We start from the raw sequence: 15,673 nt of genomic DNA on the forward strand, positions 1-15,673 counted from the left end.
CATGCCCGAGAGTCTGACCAGCATGCCGCCAACGCGCATCGCAATTTGCCTCATCGCGCGGCCGTCCGTCGCGGCGCGAGGTTAAAGGACAAGCTTAGATCCTGTTCCGCAAGCAGCTCACCTTAACGCAAATTTCTCGCGTCTAGTTGCACCCGTACTCCGTACTCACGGGCAAGGCTCCAGGAGGATCCGCGGCGCGGACCCGACGTCATCGGCCCGCAACGATTCGCGCGCGGCTCTTGCTCCCCCACGGAAGTGGACTGTACTGTCCAATCCAATTCAACGCGTAGTATGACGCAGTATGGGCGCTTTGTCGTGGAGGAGAAAAATGCCACAGTCTGCAATTCCACCCAGCGGCCTCTCCGTCGCTGCCCGACTCAACCGGCTGCCGGTCACCGGCGCCCACAAGCGCCTCATCTTCGTTGTCGCCATCGGCAACTTCTTCGAGGTCTACGAGTGGTTCGTCTCAGCGGTCCTGGCGACCAAGCTCGTCACCACCTTCTCGCTCGGCACCTTCGAGCTCTCCCTGCTCCTGTCATCCGTGTTCGTGGGAGCCTTCGTCGGAGCGGCGGTGATCGGCCGGCTGTCCGACCGGCTGGGCCGACGGAAGTGCTACATGATCACCCTCAGCTTCTACACCGTCGGCACCCTGGGCTGCGCTCTGGCACCTGACCTGTGGACTCTGCTGCTGCTCCGCTTCGTCGCAGGCGTCGGACTCGGCGGTGAACTGCCCGTGACCGACGCCTACCTCGGAGACGTGCTGCCGCCCCGCAAGCGCGGTTACTACGCGGCACGGGCCTACACAGCCGCCTACATCGCCGTCCCCCTGGTCGGATTCCTGGGCATGCTGCTCGCCGACGGCACCCTGCTCGGCATCAGCGGCTGGCGCTGGATGTTCGCCATCGGTGCCCTGGGCGCCCTGATCACCTTCTTCATCCGGCGGTCGCTGCCCGAGTCCCCACGCTGGCTCGAATCGGTGGGCCGCATCACCGAGGCCGACGAGGTCACCCGCCGGTTCGAAGAGGCGGCCATGGCCCGCGGCTGGGTCCCTTCCCAGGACGCGGACGAGCCGGAGCTCGCCGAGACCACGCCGCTGCCCGTCAAGACGATCTTCCGCGCTCCGTACACCCGCCGCACCGTGCTGATGGGCATGCTGTGGATCCTCGCACCCGTCGGGTACTACGGCTTCAGCAATGTGGCCACACTCGCCCTCGCCCAGAAGGGGCACACCGTGACCGACTCGCTGATGTACCTCAGCCTGTCCTTCATCGGGTACCCCCTGGGCTCCTTCCTCTCCATGGTTCTCATGGAGAAACTGGAGAGGAAGTGGTTCGTCGCGGCCTCCCTGGGCGGCATGGCCGCCTTCGGGATCGGCTACGGCAGCGCGAACTCGGCGGTTGCCATCGTTACCTGCGGCTTCTTCTTCACCCTCACCGCCAACCTGATGTCCAACTCGGGCCGCGTCTACCAGTTCGAACAGTTCCCCACGAGCCTGCGGACCACCTCCACCGGCATCCTCTATTCTCTCAGCCGACTCTCAGCGGTCGCGGCCCCCTTCTACCTCGTCCCTCTCCTTTACAGCCGAGGAGCGGTCGCCGTCTTCACCCTCGTCGCCATAGCACTCCTCGTGCCCGCGATCTCCCTCGCCGCATGGGGCGTCCGCACCACCGGCCTCTCGGTCGAGGCCATTGCCGGCACCACGCCCCTGTCGGCAACCACGGTCCCGGCATCGGTGACCGGCAAGTAGTCGACAAAGAACCTCGTCCCGAGGCGGTTACCGCCTCGGGACGAGGAGAACGACTTTCCGTACCGCGTTTCTCGGAGACAGGAGGACCGCCATGGCAGCAACATCGCCGCAGACGGGCAGCTACACGGCCGCCTACCACCTAAGCCTCGAAGACCCCGAGCGGTTCTGGCTGGAGGCGGCGGAGGCGATCGACTGGACCGTGCCCCCATCGAGTGCCCTGGACGATTCCCGGGCACCGCTGTACCGCTGGTTCCCCGACGGGAAGCTGAACACCTGCCACAACGCCGTCGACCGGCATGTCGACGCGGGCCACGGGGACCGCCTCGCGCTCGTCCACGACAGCCCGCTCACAGCCAGCCGCACAACGCACACGTACCGGCAGCTCCGCGACGAGACCGCCCGTGTCGCCGGGCTGTTGTCCGAACTCGGGGTGGTCAAGGGCGATCGCGTGGTGCTGTACCTGCCGATGATCCCCGAGGCAGTGATCGCCATGCTGGCCTGCGCCCGCATCGGCGCGGTCCACTCGGTGGTCTTCGGCGGGTTCGCCTCCCGCGAGCTGGCCGTGCGGATCGACGACGCCCGGCCCAAGGTCGTCATCACGGCCTCGTGCGGCATCGAGCCGAAGGGCGTCGTGCCCTACAAGCCCCTGCTCGACGACGCCCTCGCTCAGGCCGACCACCGGCCGGACCACTGCGTGGTGCTCCAGCGTCCTCAGCGCGCCGCCGCGCTCACCGCCGGACGGGACCTGGACTGGGCCCAAGCCGTCGCCGCGGCCGAACCGGTGCCCTGCGTGCCGGTCGCAGCCACCGACCCGCTGTACATCCTCTACACCTCCGGCACCACCGGTCGGCCCAAAGGTGTGGTGCGCGACCACGGGGGCCACGCCGTCGCGCTGCGCTGGTCGATGCAGTACGTTTTCGACACCCACCCCGGCGACGTCTTCTGGGCCGCTTCCGACGTCGGCTGGGTCGTAGGTCACTCCTACATCGTCTACGGGCCGCTGATCACCGGCTGTACCACCGTGCTCTACGAAGGCAAGCCCGTCGGAACCCCCGACGCCGGGGCCTTCTGGAGAGTCGTAGCCGACTACGGCGTCACGACGCTGTTCACCGCACCCACCGCGATCCGCGCGGTGAAAAAGGAGGACCCCGAGGGCAAGCTGCTCGGCTCCCACGACACCCGGTCGCTGCGCCATCTGTTCCTGGCGGGAGAGCGACTGGACCCGCAGACCTACCACTGGGCCGGCGACCTGCTCGACGTGCCGGTGATCGACAACTGGTGGCAGACGGAGACCGGATGGCCGATCGTCGCCGATCCCATGGGTCTGGAACCGCACCCGACGAGACCGGGGTCACCCACGCTGCCGGTACCCGGCTACGACGTGCGGATCCTCGACGGCGCAGGCCGCGAGGCACCGCCAGAGCAGGACGGAGCGGTCGCCATCAGACTGCCGCTCCCGCCGGGCACCCTGACCACCCTGTGGAACGACGACGAGCGCTACATCAGCTCCTATCTCTCCACGTACGACGGGTACTACCTCACCGGGGACGGCGGCCACAAGGACGAAGACGGCTACGTCTACGTGATGGGCCGCGTCGACGACGTACTCAACGTCGCAGGGCACCGCCTGTCCAGTGGCGCGATGGAAGAGGTGCTCAGTGCCCATCCGGATGTCGCCGAATGTGCCGTCATCGGCGTCCAGGACGCGCTCAAGGGCCAGGTGCCACGCGGGTTCGTCGTCCTCAAAGCCGGCGTCGACCGTTCCCCGGAGGAGATCTGCGCGGAGCTCGTCAACCGGGTGCGCCACGACATCGGAGCCGTGGCCTCCCTCCGCCGGATCGACGTCGTCACCGCCCTGCCGAAGACCCGTTCCGGCAAGATCCTCCGGCGGACCATGCGTGACATCGCGGACGGCGCGGACCCGGTTCCGCCCTCGACCATCGATGATCCCGCGGTGCTCGAAACCCTCCGGGACATCCTGCGGAACGACTCATCTCCTATGGGGGGCCACCCAGAAAGGACCGGTCCATGACCCTCGATCTCTCTCCGGAGGACGTGGCGAAGTGGTCCCAGAGAGCGGGACTGCCGCTGGCTGACGACCGACTGGGAGCAGTGTCCGCCACGGCGAACCACGTCCAGAACGTTCTCGGCGCACTGCGCGAGCTCCACCTCGGCGAGACGCCCCCGGCGCCCGCCTACGTCGCAGCAGAGGAGTGAGGAGCATGCAGCCGTACGAGCTCTCCCTCGGCCAAGCGTCGCGAGCCATGGTCGCCGGTCAGCTTTCGCCTGTCGAACTGACCGAATCGGTCCTCGATCGGATTGGAACCGTGGAGGAGCACCTCAACGCATACGTGACGGTCGTGGCGGAATCCGCGCGCCGGTCGGCGGCCCGGGCCGAACGAGAGATCACCGCGGGCGGTCCTCGCGGCCCGCTCCACGGGATCCCCATGGGGCTGAAGGACCTCATCGACACCGCAGGCGTTCCGACGACGTCCGGTTCCTTGGTACGGGCGAAACGCGTACCAAGGAAGAACAGCACCGTGGCGGCCCTGCTCGACAGGGCTGGCGCCGTCCTGGTCGGCAAGACCCACACCCACGAATTCGCGTACGGTCTGATCACTCCGCAGACCCGCAACCCCTGGGCGCCCGAGCGCGTCTGCGGTGGATCGAGCGGCGGATCGGCCGCCGCGGTGGCCGCGGGTGAGGCGATCTTCGCCCTGGGCACCGACACGGGGGGCTCCATCAGAGTCCCCTCGGCGCTGACCGGCGTGGTGGGGCTGAAGCCCACATACGGCCTGGTCTCACGGCACGGTGTGACCTCGCTGTCCTGGTCCCTGGACCACGTCGGCCCGATCACCCGCACCGTCGAGGATGCGGGACTGGTCCTCAACGCCCTGATGGGCCACGATCCCGAAGATCTCGCCAGCATTCACCGAGCGCCGGAGGACTGCCTGCGCGACCTCGGCCGGGACCTCACCGGACTGCGCGTGGGCGTGCCTGTCAACTACTTCTTCGACCACGTCGATCCGCAGGTGGAGACCGCGGTGCGATCAGCCGTGGCGGAGCTTGCCGGGCTGGGCGCCCGGCTGGTGGACGTCGAGATCTCGATGACGCAGTACGTTCAGGCGACTCAGTGGGGGCTGATGATCCCCGAGGCGACCTCCTACCACGAGGAGGACCTCCGTAGGGCACCAGAGCTCTACGGCGCGGATGTGCGGGTGCTGCTGGAGGCCGGCGCGCTGGTCCTGGCCACCGACTACCTCCGTGCGCAGCGTTCCAGGACCCTGATGCGCCGCGCCTGGACGAGCCTGTTCGACCGGGTCGACGTCATCGCGGCACCCAGCGTCCCCGCCACCGCGGCCACGACCGACCAGCAGGAGTTCCAGTGGGCGGACGGCACCATGGAAACGGTCACCGACGCCTACGTCAGGCTCTGCGCCCCGGCCAACATCACCGGAATGCCGTCCGTTTCCCTTCCCGTCGGTCTCGACGAGACGGGGCTGCCCATCGGCATTCAGCTCATGGGCCGCCCATTCGGGGAGGCCACCCTGCTGCGTGCCGCGGCGGCGTACGAGCACGAGCGGGGCACCCTCGGGCCGTCCACGCCTCTCGCGGCCTGACCCGTCCTAGGAGCGATGCTGCGCGCCAGGGTGCCGGCGTTCAGCGCCAGGCCAGCCCCGTCGAGGCGGACGCTGACGATGAGGTCGTCGGCGCCTTTGGCAGGCCGCAGGTGGGCGGACAGGACCCTCTTGAAACACTCGGCAGGGACCAGATGGTGACATTCGAGACAACACAGGATTAGACTGTACCGTCCAGTCCAATCCTCCCACCGGTGGACCCAATGATCAAGACACCTGCACCTCAAGCCCCGACCATGACGCCAGTCATGGCCACCCCCCCGCACCCCCGAGGGCTCCGCCCGGCGTCCCTCTCCCTGCCGGCGCAGGAGCGCTATGTGCCGGTTGCCCGCCGTCACGTCGCAGACCGCCTGCCGGCCTGGAGCATCAGCCCCGCCGATCAGGACTCCGCACTGCTGATCACCGGAGAACTCGCCGCGAATGCGGCTCAACACGGACGGGAGACCATGACGATCACGGTCACCGCCTCATCGCAATCGCTGACCATCGAGGTCGCCGACACCGGCAGGACCGCCCCCGTCAGGGGGCAGCAGCCCGCCGAGGCCGAAGGGGAGAACGGCCGCGGACTGCACATCGTCGAATGCCTCGCGCACTCTGTGCAGTACATCGCCGGTACCGCCGGCACCCGCGTCCGCGTCGACTACCGCCTCGCCACGGCGGCCACCGCTTGTCCCGGGACTGACAGTTCGCCGCAAGGAGATCACAACTAGACTGGCCCGTACACCCTCCGGAAGGTGAGCAATGCCCACAGAGAGCCCTCAGCCGGTCATCCGTGGCACGCAGAAGCCTCGAAGCGCCTCGAGCCAGAAGATTCTGCGAGCCTCGAAGGACTTGTTCCTCGAATCCGGTTATGACGGCGTCAATCTCGACCTCATCGCAAAACGCGCCGGCGTGGCGAGACAAACCGTGTACAACCTCTTCGGGAGCAAAGAGGCGGTTTTCCGGGCCACCATGGAGTACCACTGGGCGGCTTTCGGACTGGACGACATCGAAGCGAGCCTCGATCGCGACTACTCCGACCCGGCCGGCTTCCTCCGACACTTCGCAGCGACCATCCTCGATTTCATCAACGAGAAGGATCAGGTCGCCTTCACTCGACTGGTCATTTCCGAGTCCCGGAAGCTCCCCTGGGTCTCTGCGGACTTCTACCGCCTCGGCAAGGCGCCGCTTGCGGAGATGTTCAGCAGGTGCCTGAACGAGATGACCGATTCTGGCGCCCTGAGTTGCCCTCATCCAGACCTGGCGGCACGCCAGTTCCTCGGGCTGATCCAGGAATTCGCCATCTGGCCGCACGTCATGGCGATTGGCGAAGCCATCAAGAACCTCCCTCCCATCGAACTGGTCGTGGAGGAGGCCGTCGCCATGTTCCTCAGCCGCTACCAAGCCGAGCAACCGGGGAAGCGATAGACCACTGACAACCGCAGGATGAACGCGTCGTGCCCTGTTGACCGCCACAGATCGGTCAACAGGGCACACGACGACCGGGGCAGCAATGCCCCGCCACTTCATTCCCACCTGCGTACCGGATGGCAGACCGCATGTGCCCAGCGCCTAAGACGTCGTTTCATTTGGTGAGCCGGCGGTAGCCAATGAGGGCTGCGGCTATGCCGACGAAGGCGAGGAAGTGGTCGGCCTTGCGTTCGTAGCGGCGGTGCAGGCGTCGGCAGCGTGCCAGCCAGGACACGGTCCTCTCGACCACCCAGCGATGGCGGCCCAGCCGTTGGGAGGACTCGATTCCCTTGCGGGCGATGCGGTGCCGGACGCCGCGCTTGCGGAGCCATCGGCGCAGGTGGTCGTAGTCGTAGCCCTTGTCGGCATGCAGCTTCGCGGGCCGTCGGCGGCGCGGGCCGCGGCGGGATCGGATGGGAGGGATGCCCCGTACAAGCGGCTCAAGTCCCTGGCTGTCGTGCATGTTGGCGCCGGAGAAGCCCAACGACAGCGGCAGTCCGTTCCGGTCCGTGATCAGGTGGATTTTCGATCCCAACTTGCCGCGGTCGGTCGGATTCGGTCCAGTCAGTAGCCCCCTTTTGCCGCCCTCACGCTGACGGAGTCGATCGCGCACCGCGACCAGTCCAGCTCACCTCTGGCACCGAGTTCGTCGAGGATGACACGGTGGAGCTTCGCCCAGACCCGGTCCCGGCCCCACTGGGCGAAGCGCCGGTAGACCGTCTGCCAGCACGAACCGAACACCGGTGGGAGCTGCCGCCACGTACAGCCCGAGGTGGCCACGAAGATGATCGCTGCCAGCGCCTCGCGGTCGCCCGCCCGTCGCCGGCCCCCACCCTGTGGACGCTTCACCTCTGTCGGAGGTACCACCTGCCGGAACAGCACCCACAACTCGTCCGGCACCAGCCGCTCAACCAGATCCGTCATGCACGGTTCAACGAACGATCACACCATAAGAAACGACGTCTTACTTGACCGGTGACAGCAAGTGTCAGGCCTGGACGGTGGGGCGGACGTTGATCTCGCCGATCTCGACGTCGCCGGGCTGCTCGATGGCGAAGGCCACCGCGCGGGCAACCGCCGCCGGAGGGATGCCCATCGCGTCCATGTTCTTGCGCGTCTGCTCGCGGATGTGCGGGTCTGCCATGGAGTCGGCGAGATCGGTGCGGACGTATCCCGGCGAGATGGCTGTCGTGCGCACCACCCCGTCCGTGGACTCCGTGCGCAGCCCCTCGTGGACGGTGCGCACCGCGTTCTTGGTCGCGGCGTAGACAGCCATCGAGGGGGACACGGACAGGCCAGCCACAGAGATGATGCTGACCAGGTGGCCCGACCCTTGCTCGCGGAAGACGGGCAGCGCGGCGGCGACGCCGTTGAGCATGCCGCGAAGGTTCACATCGATCATGGCTGACCAACCTTCGGTGTCGAGGTCGGCCAGCGGGCTGATCGGGGCGATGCCGGCGTTGTTCACCAGTACATCGATACGGCCGTACTGGTCGACGGTGGTGGAGACCAGGCGCTGCAGGTCCTCGGCCTTGGTGACGTCGACGACGCACGTGGCAGCACGGCCCCCCCTCCCGGATGTCCTGCGCTATGGCGTCGATGCGGTCGCTGCGGCGCGCTGCGCTCCTACCGGACACGTGTCCACTTATCAGAGGCGGAACATCAGGAGAGGCCTATGAGCGCGCCAGCACGCCGTCCGGACGCGGTGCAGAACCGGACCCGCATCGTGGAGGCCGCCCGCGCAGCCCTCGCTGAGTCCAACCACGTCCACCTCAACGAGATCGCCAAGCGCGCCGGTGTAGGACAGGGAACGCTCTACCGGAACTTTTCCAATCGCGAAGCGCTCCTCGCCGAGGTCTACCGGCGCGACGTCGAAGAACTCGTGACCGCCGCCTCCGCTCTGCTGGCGGAACACGAGCCCGTGGAAGCCTTGGGTCACTGGCTCGAGCAAGTGATCGACTACGCCGAGATCAAGCGTGGCGTCCTGGCAGCGCTCGAGTCGGCGGCGTGGCAGGACCTTGTCGCCCACAGCCAGAACCCCATCGAAGGCGCCCTCGGTCACCTGCTGGACGCCGGGAAAGCGGCCGGTTCCATCCGCACGGATGTGGACGCCCACGGGGTCCTCCTGCTCATCGCCTACCTCGGCCGACTGGACCGGGATGAGTGGGAATCAACGGCACGGCCTCTGATGAACGTCATCCTCGACGGCCTTCGCCGACAGGACGCGGACCGGTGAGGTCGGAGGAGGGAACAAGCGTTGTGGATCGGGAGAGGCAGCTTCTGGTTTCCAGCCAAGGCCGGTCAGCGGCGGTGCGCGGCGTTCCAACTGGCCAGAATTCGCAGGACGTGGGCGGTGGGAGGGTCGGGCTCGGTCGTGTAAGCAACGAGCCGCTGGTCCGACTCGTGCGGCGCGCAGACGATCTCGATGTCGAAGGACATCGCCCTGTTACCGACGGATTCCCGGGCCCTTTCGAGGCTGCGCGCCAAGCCGAAGCTTCTCCTGACATCAGCGCCTGACACCAGCACACGCCGGCGGTTCCGGCCGATCACCACCGACCACCGAGGCCGGTGGCTTGGGCTGCATCCCTGGTGCAGCGGGGGCGTGTGACCGACCCTCTCGTTCGGAACGCTTCAGCCCTGCGGCGCCTCCGGGGCCGGCGGCGGCTCCGGGGCCGGCGGCAGCTCCGGGGCCGGCGGCACAACCGGCGCCGGTTGTTGGTCCTTGTTGGGGTCGACCTTCTTGGGGTCGACCTTCTTGGGGTCGGCCGGCGGATTGGCCGGCGGATTGGCCGGCGGTTGGCCCGGCGGTTGGCCCTTGCGTTCGCCCTGCTGGGGATCGCCCTGCGGGGGATCGCCCTGCTTGGGATCGCCCGGCGGATCGGCCGGCGGATTGGCCGGCGGATTGGCCGGCGGTTTGACCGGCGGTTGGCCCTTGCGTTCGCCCTGCGGGGGATCGCCCTGCTTGGGATCGCCCGGCGGATTGGCCGGCGGTTTGACCGGCGGTTGGCCCTTGCGTTCGCCCTGCTGGGGATCGCCCTGCGGGGGATCGCCCTGCTTGGGATCGCCCGGCGGTTTGGCCGGCGGTTGGCCCGGCGGTTGGCCCTCGCGTTCGCCCTGCTTGGGTTCGCCCTTGCCCTTCTTGCTGTCCTTGTCCTCCTTGCTGTCCTTCCCCGGGTGCTTCTCTTCCTTGCCGTGGTGCTCCTCGCGCGATTCAGGAGGGGGCAGGACAGGGAACGGCGTTCCGGCAGGCTGGCCCCTCGGGGCTGGAACCTTTTCGTCGCTCTTGCCCCGGAGGTCGCCGGTCGGGCGCTGGAACCAGCCCTTGCGCTCCTGGTCGAACATCGTCACGGCCTTCATGGGCTTTTCGGCGGGTGTGGCCACAACGAGGTTGGAGGGCTTGAACGACGACCACTGCCTGCCGGTGTATTTCTGCTTGCCCTCGCCGGCGACGGGCGGAGCCAGGGGGTTGCCGCAGGCGCAGCGGACGCGGGGAACGCCGCGGTCGTCGACGAGGACGGCCGTGCCGGCCTGCAGGATGGCCTGATAGCTGGTAGCCGCGCCGTTCTTGTACCCGTTGTTCGTGACGCGTGTGTCCCAGACCAGCCGAGTCGGCGTCAGGGACCTCATGTACTGGGGGACTTCGGGCTGCCGGATGTTGAGGGCTCCGGCGAAGGCCTGCCCTTTGTCGCCGTTCCCCGTGAGGAACTTGATCTGCTTCTCCACGTCACAGCTCGCGACGTTCTGCGTACCGCCGTACAGTCCCGGGTGGGAACCATTGACGACGAGGGCGCCTGTGCCGCCCTCGGCGCCGGCCGATGACGTACGAGGGTTTGCGGACGAGGCTGCGGCGTCCTTGTCCTGGGTGGCGGTCGACGGAGTGAACGGATCAGGGCCGGCCGCGGAGGCAGTCTGGAGGAAGACCTCCCCACCGCCCTTTTTCCCGCCGGGGAGGGTGACCGTGAGGATCACCGCCATCGCGGCACCCACGACCACAGTGCCGGCACCCAGCAAAGTTCTCCGCGTCCGCCACCCGGGGGACAGTCCTCCGCGGCGCCGACCTGGCTCATCCGGTCCGCCGGGCGGACCCGTGGACCCCGGTGGGGGCGGTGGCGCGGGTGGGGGCGGTGGCCCAGGTGGGGGCGGAGGTACCGGCGGCTGCTCACCCGAGGGCCGGCCTGACAGCGGACCAGAGGGAGGGCCGGTGGGGCGCTCGGACGAAGGTGGTAGGGAACTCACGGCACTCTCCTCAACCGCATAGATATCGAGGAAACAGAAAATATTCTGATGCGCCTCCCTAAGGCCATTATCGCTCCATGTCCGGGAGGCACGGATCATGAGGCCACCGACTTTTTCAAAGCCCGCCTCACGAGTACGCCCCGAGCCTTGCCATCGCGTCACGCCACTACTTTTCGGGACTTGACAGAGAACAGCGTCCCCATAGGGGAAGGGGGTCGCTGGTTCCTGGCCGCTTGCTGGACGAAGGCGATCAGCGAGCAGGAGGCGCGGCAGGGCATCGCTGATGCCAGTGCGTGTGTTGGCTGTGACCAGCAGAATATGGGCGCGAGGGATCCGTCTCCCGAGGTTGTCAGTGGCGGCCTGTTCAATGTGGCTCATGGAGATGGATACGCAAAGGCGTGGGTTGTTCTGGGATGTGCAGGCGGGGCGGGTCCCACCGCCACCTGCAGCGGTGCTCCTCGGCTGGGAACTGGTCGGCGTGGATCCGGAGCAGGGGACTATCGAGGTGGCGTTCCAAGCGGGCGATCAGTTCGCGAACCCTGTCGGCGTGATCCAGGGCGGGTTCCTGGCCGCGATGCTCGATGACACCCTGGGTCCGGCACTGGTCGCGACGTTGCCGGAGAACCAGTTCGCGCCGACGCTCGATCTCCATGTCCAGTTCCTCCGCCCCGCCCACCCCGGACGGCTTCTGGGGCGCGGACGGATCGTGCAGCGCGGCAAGGACGTGTGCTTTCTCGCCGGTGAGCTCATCGGCCCCGACGACAGGCCGGTGGCTGTGGCGACGGCGACCGCACGAATCCAGACCATTCGTTAGCTTGAGTTTTGACCTCCTCGATGAGAGCCCAGTCCCCAGCTCTGCAGGTTCGCGAATGGTGCCCGCCGTAGTTGAGCATGCCGCCCCGGGTTTCGTGACACCGGCTGCCGACCCGCCAGGGTTCCAGAACTCGGGGGCAGTTGAGTCCGGCCTACATGTCCAACACGTACCACTGCCTGGTCGATGTGCCCGGCAGATAAAGGCATCGTCCCCGTCCGACGGGGCGTGCGTATCGCTGACGCCCTCGATCTCATTCCGCAACTCGCCGAAGCACAGAGTGCGTTCACCCAGAACCCGGCGATCAGGAACGCCCATGTCGTGAACACGACGCATTCGAGGTGATCACCGGCCTGCCCGAAGCCCCCCGTCCGCGACTGGCTTACGGCGCATGGGCGCTCTGTCCGCGCCTGTCGAGGCACCCGCCTCACGGAAGGGCGAGCACCTCCTCGATCACGGCCCGAAGCTCCTCGTCCTGGAGGAACGCCCGGTAGTCCCTGCACGGCGACAGGCGCCGGTCGAACCCCTTCACCGTCCGAAGCGCGGTACGCACCGCCGGCGTGATCACGCCGATCCGGGTCAAGGACCGCAGCGCGTCACCGAAGGTCCCGTAGCTGTCGTCGCCGTCGCGATCGGCAGGACGAAGTCCTCCAGCACCGACGTGCTGGGCTCGGGCTCGCCCGTGATCGACCACAAGGTGACCGCGGCCTGCATCCGGTGCCGGCCCTCGGTGTTCTCCATGATGTGCCGAACCCGGTCGGCGTACGGCGCGGCAGAGGGACCGAAGCCGGCCAGGAGGTAGACCGGTCCGTAGAACGGGCCCTCCTCATGCAGCACCGCGTTGCCGATGAGCCGCAGCGCCGACGGAGCGTCACCGCCGATGCGCCAGGCGGCCCATGCCACTTTCCAGTGGTTTGCCGGGTGATCAAGGATCGTGCAACCGCGCAGGGCGGGCTCTGCGCACGCCGCGGCCGGTCCCATCGCCGCCAGCACATCGGCGGCCGACAGCGAGCCGCGCGTGTCGTCCAGCAACCGCACGACCTCCGGCAGGGCCGGTAGCGCATCCTGCCCCCACGCCTCCAGGACTCGCAGGAAGGCGCCCGTCAGCGGGCCGTGGCCGCCGTTGTGCGCGGCGTGGTGCCGCATCACCTCCCGCAATGCCGGCAGCAGGACGTCCGCGTGCGCCCGCAGCGGAACCAGGACGTCGTCGATGTCCGGAAGCCGCGGGTCGCCGTTGCAGTAGCTGCGTGAGTAATGCTCCCGATACGGCTCATACAGCTGCTCCACGAGCCCCGGGAGGGCGCGCATGTCGCCGATCCGGGCAAGCGCCCAGCGCGCGTAGTCGCCGACGGTACCTTCGATGAAGGTGACACCGTCCTCACCCGGGTCGTCGACAAGCGTGGCGAGCCGGTCGGCGTACACAGCCGCCCGCCGGCCGAGCATCGCCAGGAGGTTCGCCGCCTTGAGTCGCACAGCGTCGTCCGGGTTGGCCAGCAGTCCGCCCGCCACCGGCAGCAGCGCGGGTGCCGCAGACGGCCGGAGCACCAGCAGCCGCCACGCCTCGTCCAGGGCGGCCCGGCACAGGTCGGTGTCCCCGATCCGGTCTGCCGCTTCGGCCAGCCGGACGACGAACGAGGCCGCTGTCTTGGGGGCGTGGTCGAACAGACTGCCCGTCCAGGAGACGACGTCCTCGCGGGAGAAGGCGTCCTCGACGCCCGGGACCCACCAGACCGCCTCGAACTGTGGCCGCACGTCGGTGTCGGTGAGAATCTCCACCAGCAGGTCGGCCTGCCGGACCGGCACGTCCGGGTCGAGGCACGCCCAGGCGTGCATGGCGGCGACCTTCATGACGGGGCCGCCGTCACGCAGCACGCCGGCCAGCACCGCCCGCGCCTCCTCGACCGGCTCGGCCCCGTCCTCCACCCGCGCGGCCCCGTCCTTCACCCGCGCGCCGCCGTGCTCGGCCACCCCGGCCGCGCTCCCCTCGGTGGCGGCGTCGGCGGCCTCAGCCGCGGCCACACCCAACGCGAGCAGCACCGGCAGACGCACCGTCGGATCCGCCTCGGCACGCCACCGCTCCAGCAGCGGTGCGACACCGCCCGCGACGGGAATGGCTGCCCGCCGCACCTCGGGGTCCGGATCGGCCAGCAGCGCCCGGACCGCGCCCCGGTGGCGTCGCCATGCCGCGGGCCACTCCTCGTCGACCAAATGCGGCTCTGCCGTCGCTGCCTCCCGGAACAGACACTCCAACAGCTCGACGAGCGTGACCCGCGCCCCCATGCCCGGATCAGCGGCGAGCCCAACCACGTACGGCAGCGCGGCAGTCGCCGCGGAGCTCACCCGCCCGTTCCCCGCAGCAAGACAGAAGAACAGCGGGTAGCAGTCCTCCTCCGTCGCGGCCCAGCCCGCCAGTGCGAGGCGACGCAGCGCGCGCGGCACCTCCTGTACCGGGTGCTGCGGAAGCGCCGACTCGAGCCGGTCCCACGGCACCGCGTCCAGCGCCTCCAGCGATATACCCGTCACTCCCACCCCATGACCTCAGCGACCTGCTGCCCCGGCCGCGATTCGGCAGCCGAGCAGTGTGCTCCCTGATCTCACCGAACCTTGACCAACGACTCAACCGATTTTGACCACCCGGGCCCCGCGGGCAGTGAGCTGGCGGCGGGGGCCCCGGTCCAGGTTCGTTGAGATCAGTCAACCTTCCGTACGTCGTCGGTGCCGGTCAGACGGATCGACGCGTCGGCGATGGTCAGCCACCGGTTGGCCTCTGCGGCGAGGCGGGGGCCGAAGCGGAAGGACTGCGACAGGGACGGGGCGTGGCCGTCGAAGCCGGTCATGACGTCGCGGGCGCCGGGCCAGCCGTAGATGGGCCCCACACGTCATGACCCCGTCCGCGCGGGGCTTGACCAAAGAGATATGGGCACCCCCACCGCCACGGGAACCGGTCTTGCCCCACCGCAGATGCGGCGGGGCAAGAACCCAAGATCCTCACGAGCCTTCCAGTCAGGCGACGCCCGGCGACATAACGAGACCCGAAACCAGGGTGAGGAGACCGTCCTGAGCCACGTCCCCAGGTCTGCGCCATCCGCCTTTGGCGTGTTCCCCCACGCGGTCACTTGACGATGACGTCGTCGGCCGGAGCAGGCGGGGCCGGCGCGTCCGGAACAGAAGGGCTGCCGGTGTCGTCCTTGGGCGGAGCCTGCGGGGCCGGTTCCGGAGCAGAAGGGCTGCCGGTGTCGTCCTTGCCAGGAGCATGCGGGGCCGGCGTGTCCGGACAAGGGCCGCCGCCGTTGCCGTTGGTGCCCGTACCATTGCGGCCATTGCCATCGCGGCCACCACAACTGCCCCTGCCGCCGCGGCCGGTGCCGCCCGTGCCGGTGCCGCCCGGAGCTTGGCAGACGGGAGCATCGCTGCCCGTCCCGTTGCCGCCGGTGCCGTCGCCGCCTGTGCCGCTGCGGCAGTAGTCGTCGTGGCCGCCACGCTTCTTGTGACCGTCGCCCTTCTTGTGACCGTCCCGCTTCTTGTGACCGTCCCGCTTCTTGTGACCGTCCCGCTTCTTGTGACCGTCCCGCTTCTTGTGACTGTCGCTCTTCCCGTGGTCGCTGCTGGCTGCCGCCACCGCCGGGCTCTGCAGCGTCGGTGCCGCAAACGCTGCGCTCGCCGGGATCAGTACACCGCCGGCTGTAAGGAGGATGGAGGCGGTGGCTACGGCCAGACTGCTCTTCCGGATACTACGCTTCATGAGAATTCTCGTTCCTCTTTCGCATGCTCTCGAGAATGTGAGAACGAGCG

The 15,673-nt window shown here is 68.3% G+C and carries 15 protein-coding genes and 1 pseudogene; 8 read left to right on the forward strand and 8 right to left on the reverse strand.

The features are described 5' to 3' along the window. Positions 1-328: 328 nt before the first annotated feature. From ACFYWY_RS37285 to ACFYWY_RS37310, 6 genes are all read left to right on the forward strand, one after another. Positions 329-1,747: an MFS transporter gene (locus ACFYWY_RS37285; protein ID WP_389195668.1), complete on the forward strand. Its 1,419-nt coding sequence runs from the start codon at positions 329-331 to the stop codon at positions 1,745-1,747. A gap of 91 nt (positions 1,748-1,838) precedes the next feature. Continuing rightward, positions 1,839-3,779, forward strand: a complete 1,941-nt coding sequence (locus tag ACFYWY_RS37290; RefSeq protein WP_389195671.1) for a propionyl-CoA synthetase — start codon at positions 1,839-1,841, stop codon at positions 3,777-3,779. Continuing rightward, positions 3,776-3,964 (forward strand): hypothetical protein, encoded by a 189-nt coding sequence (locus tag ACFYWY_RS37295; RefSeq protein WP_389195673.1) that lies wholly within the window; start codon positions 3,776-3,778, stop codon positions 3,962-3,964. Before ACFYWY_RS37290 ends, ACFYWY_RS37295 begins: the two co-directional genes overlap by 4 nt. Before the next feature lie 5 nt (positions 3,965-3,969). Further along, positions 3,970-5,367, forward strand: a complete 1,398-nt coding sequence (locus tag ACFYWY_RS37300) for an amidase (RefSeq protein ID WP_389195676.1) — start codon at positions 3,970-3,972, stop codon at positions 5,365-5,367. Between the two features lie 266 nt (positions 5,368-5,633). Continuing rightward, on the forward strand, positions 5,634-6,095 hold the full coding sequence (locus ACFYWY_RS37305) for an ATP-binding protein (protein WP_389195679.1): 462 nt from the start codon (positions 5,634-5,636) through the stop codon (positions 6,093-6,095). Between the two features lie 31 nt (positions 6,096-6,126). Next, positions 6,127-6,792, forward strand: a complete 666-nt coding sequence (locus tag ACFYWY_RS37310) for a TetR/AcrR family transcriptional regulator (RefSeq protein WP_389195682.1) — start codon at positions 6,127-6,129, stop codon at positions 6,790-6,792. Between the two features lie 157 nt (positions 6,793-6,949). Here ACFYWY_RS37310 and ACFYWY_RS37315 read toward each other — a convergent pair. Continuing rightward, positions 6,950-7,758 (reverse strand): IS5 family transposase gene (locus tag ACFYWY_RS37315; protein WP_389195685.1). Its coding sequence is split into 2 segments (ribosomal slippage): positions 6,950-7,416 and positions 7,416-7,758, totalling 810 coding nucleotides; the frame shifts between segments, so codons are not numbered across the junction. Positions 7,759-7,822: 64 nt separating this feature from the next. Next, positions 7,823-8,356 (reverse strand): SDR family oxidoreductase, encoded by a 534-nt coding sequence (locus ACFYWY_RS37320; protein WP_389195709.1) that lies wholly within the window; start codon positions 8,354-8,356, stop codon positions 7,823-7,825. Between the two features lie 153 nt (positions 8,357-8,509). Between ACFYWY_RS37320 and ACFYWY_RS37325 the strand changes: the two genes are divergently transcribed. Then, positions 8,510-9,070, forward strand: a complete 561-nt coding sequence (locus tag ACFYWY_RS37325; RefSeq protein ID WP_389195688.1) for a TetR/AcrR family transcriptional regulator — start codon at positions 8,510-8,512, stop codon at positions 9,068-9,070. A gap of 65 nt (positions 9,071-9,135) precedes the next feature. Here the strand turns inward: ACFYWY_RS37325 and ACFYWY_RS37330 are convergent, their stop codons facing one another. Both ACFYWY_RS37330 and ACFYWY_RS37335 read right to left on the reverse strand, forming a co-directional pair. Next, on the reverse strand, positions 9,136-9,321 hold the full coding sequence (locus ACFYWY_RS37330) for a hypothetical protein (RefSeq protein ID WP_389195691.1): 186 nt from the start codon (positions 9,319-9,321) through the stop codon (positions 9,136-9,138). A 144-nt stretch (positions 9,322-9,465) separates the two neighbouring features. Further along, complete coding sequence (locus tag ACFYWY_RS37335) at positions 9,466-11,448, reverse strand: DUF6777 domain-containing protein (protein WP_389195694.1); 1,983 nt, start codon at positions 11,446-11,448, stop codon at positions 9,466-9,468. Here ACFYWY_RS37335 and ACFYWY_RS37340 point away from each other — a divergent pair. Further along, a complete protein-coding gene (locus tag ACFYWY_RS37340) occupies positions 11,447-11,884 on the forward strand; it encodes a PaaI family thioesterase (protein WP_389195697.1) in 438 nt (145 codons plus the stop codon). The two genes, ACFYWY_RS37335 and ACFYWY_RS37340, sit on opposite strands and share 2 nt — an antisense overlap. A 424-nt stretch (positions 11,885-12,308) precedes the next feature. On the opposite strand, the gene ACFYWY_RS37345 is transcribed toward ACFYWY_RS37340, so the two are convergent. From ACFYWY_RS37345 to ACFYWY_RS37360, 4 genes and pseudogenes are all read right to left on the reverse strand, one after another. Then, positions 12,309-12,464, reverse strand: a complete 156-nt coding sequence (locus tag ACFYWY_RS37345) for a hypothetical protein (protein ID WP_389195700.1) — start codon at positions 12,462-12,464, stop codon at positions 12,309-12,311. Next, positions 12,461-14,404, reverse strand: coding sequence for a HEAT repeat domain-containing protein (locus ACFYWY_RS37350; RefSeq protein ID WP_389195703.1), 1,944 nt, complete (start codon positions 14,402-14,404; stop codon positions 12,461-12,463). The genes ACFYWY_RS37345 and ACFYWY_RS37350 overlap by 4 nt, the downstream gene beginning before the upstream one ends. Positions 14,405-14,586: 182 nt before the next feature. Beyond that, a pseudogene (locus ACFYWY_RS37355) lies at positions 14,587-14,748 on the reverse strand (DNA helicase); the annotation flags it as partial. A 245-nt stretch (positions 14,749-14,993) separates the two neighbouring features. Continuing rightward, entirely contained in the window at positions 14,994-15,623 is a 630-nt protein-coding gene (locus ACFYWY_RS37360; protein WP_389195706.1) for a hypothetical protein, read from the reverse strand. Positions 15,624-15,673: the final 50 nt, after the last annotated feature.

It is taken from the genome of Streptomyces sp. NPDC002870, from assembly GCF_042888505.1.
GTDB lineage: Bacteria > Actinomycetota > Actinomycetes > Streptomycetales > Streptomycetaceae > Streptomyces.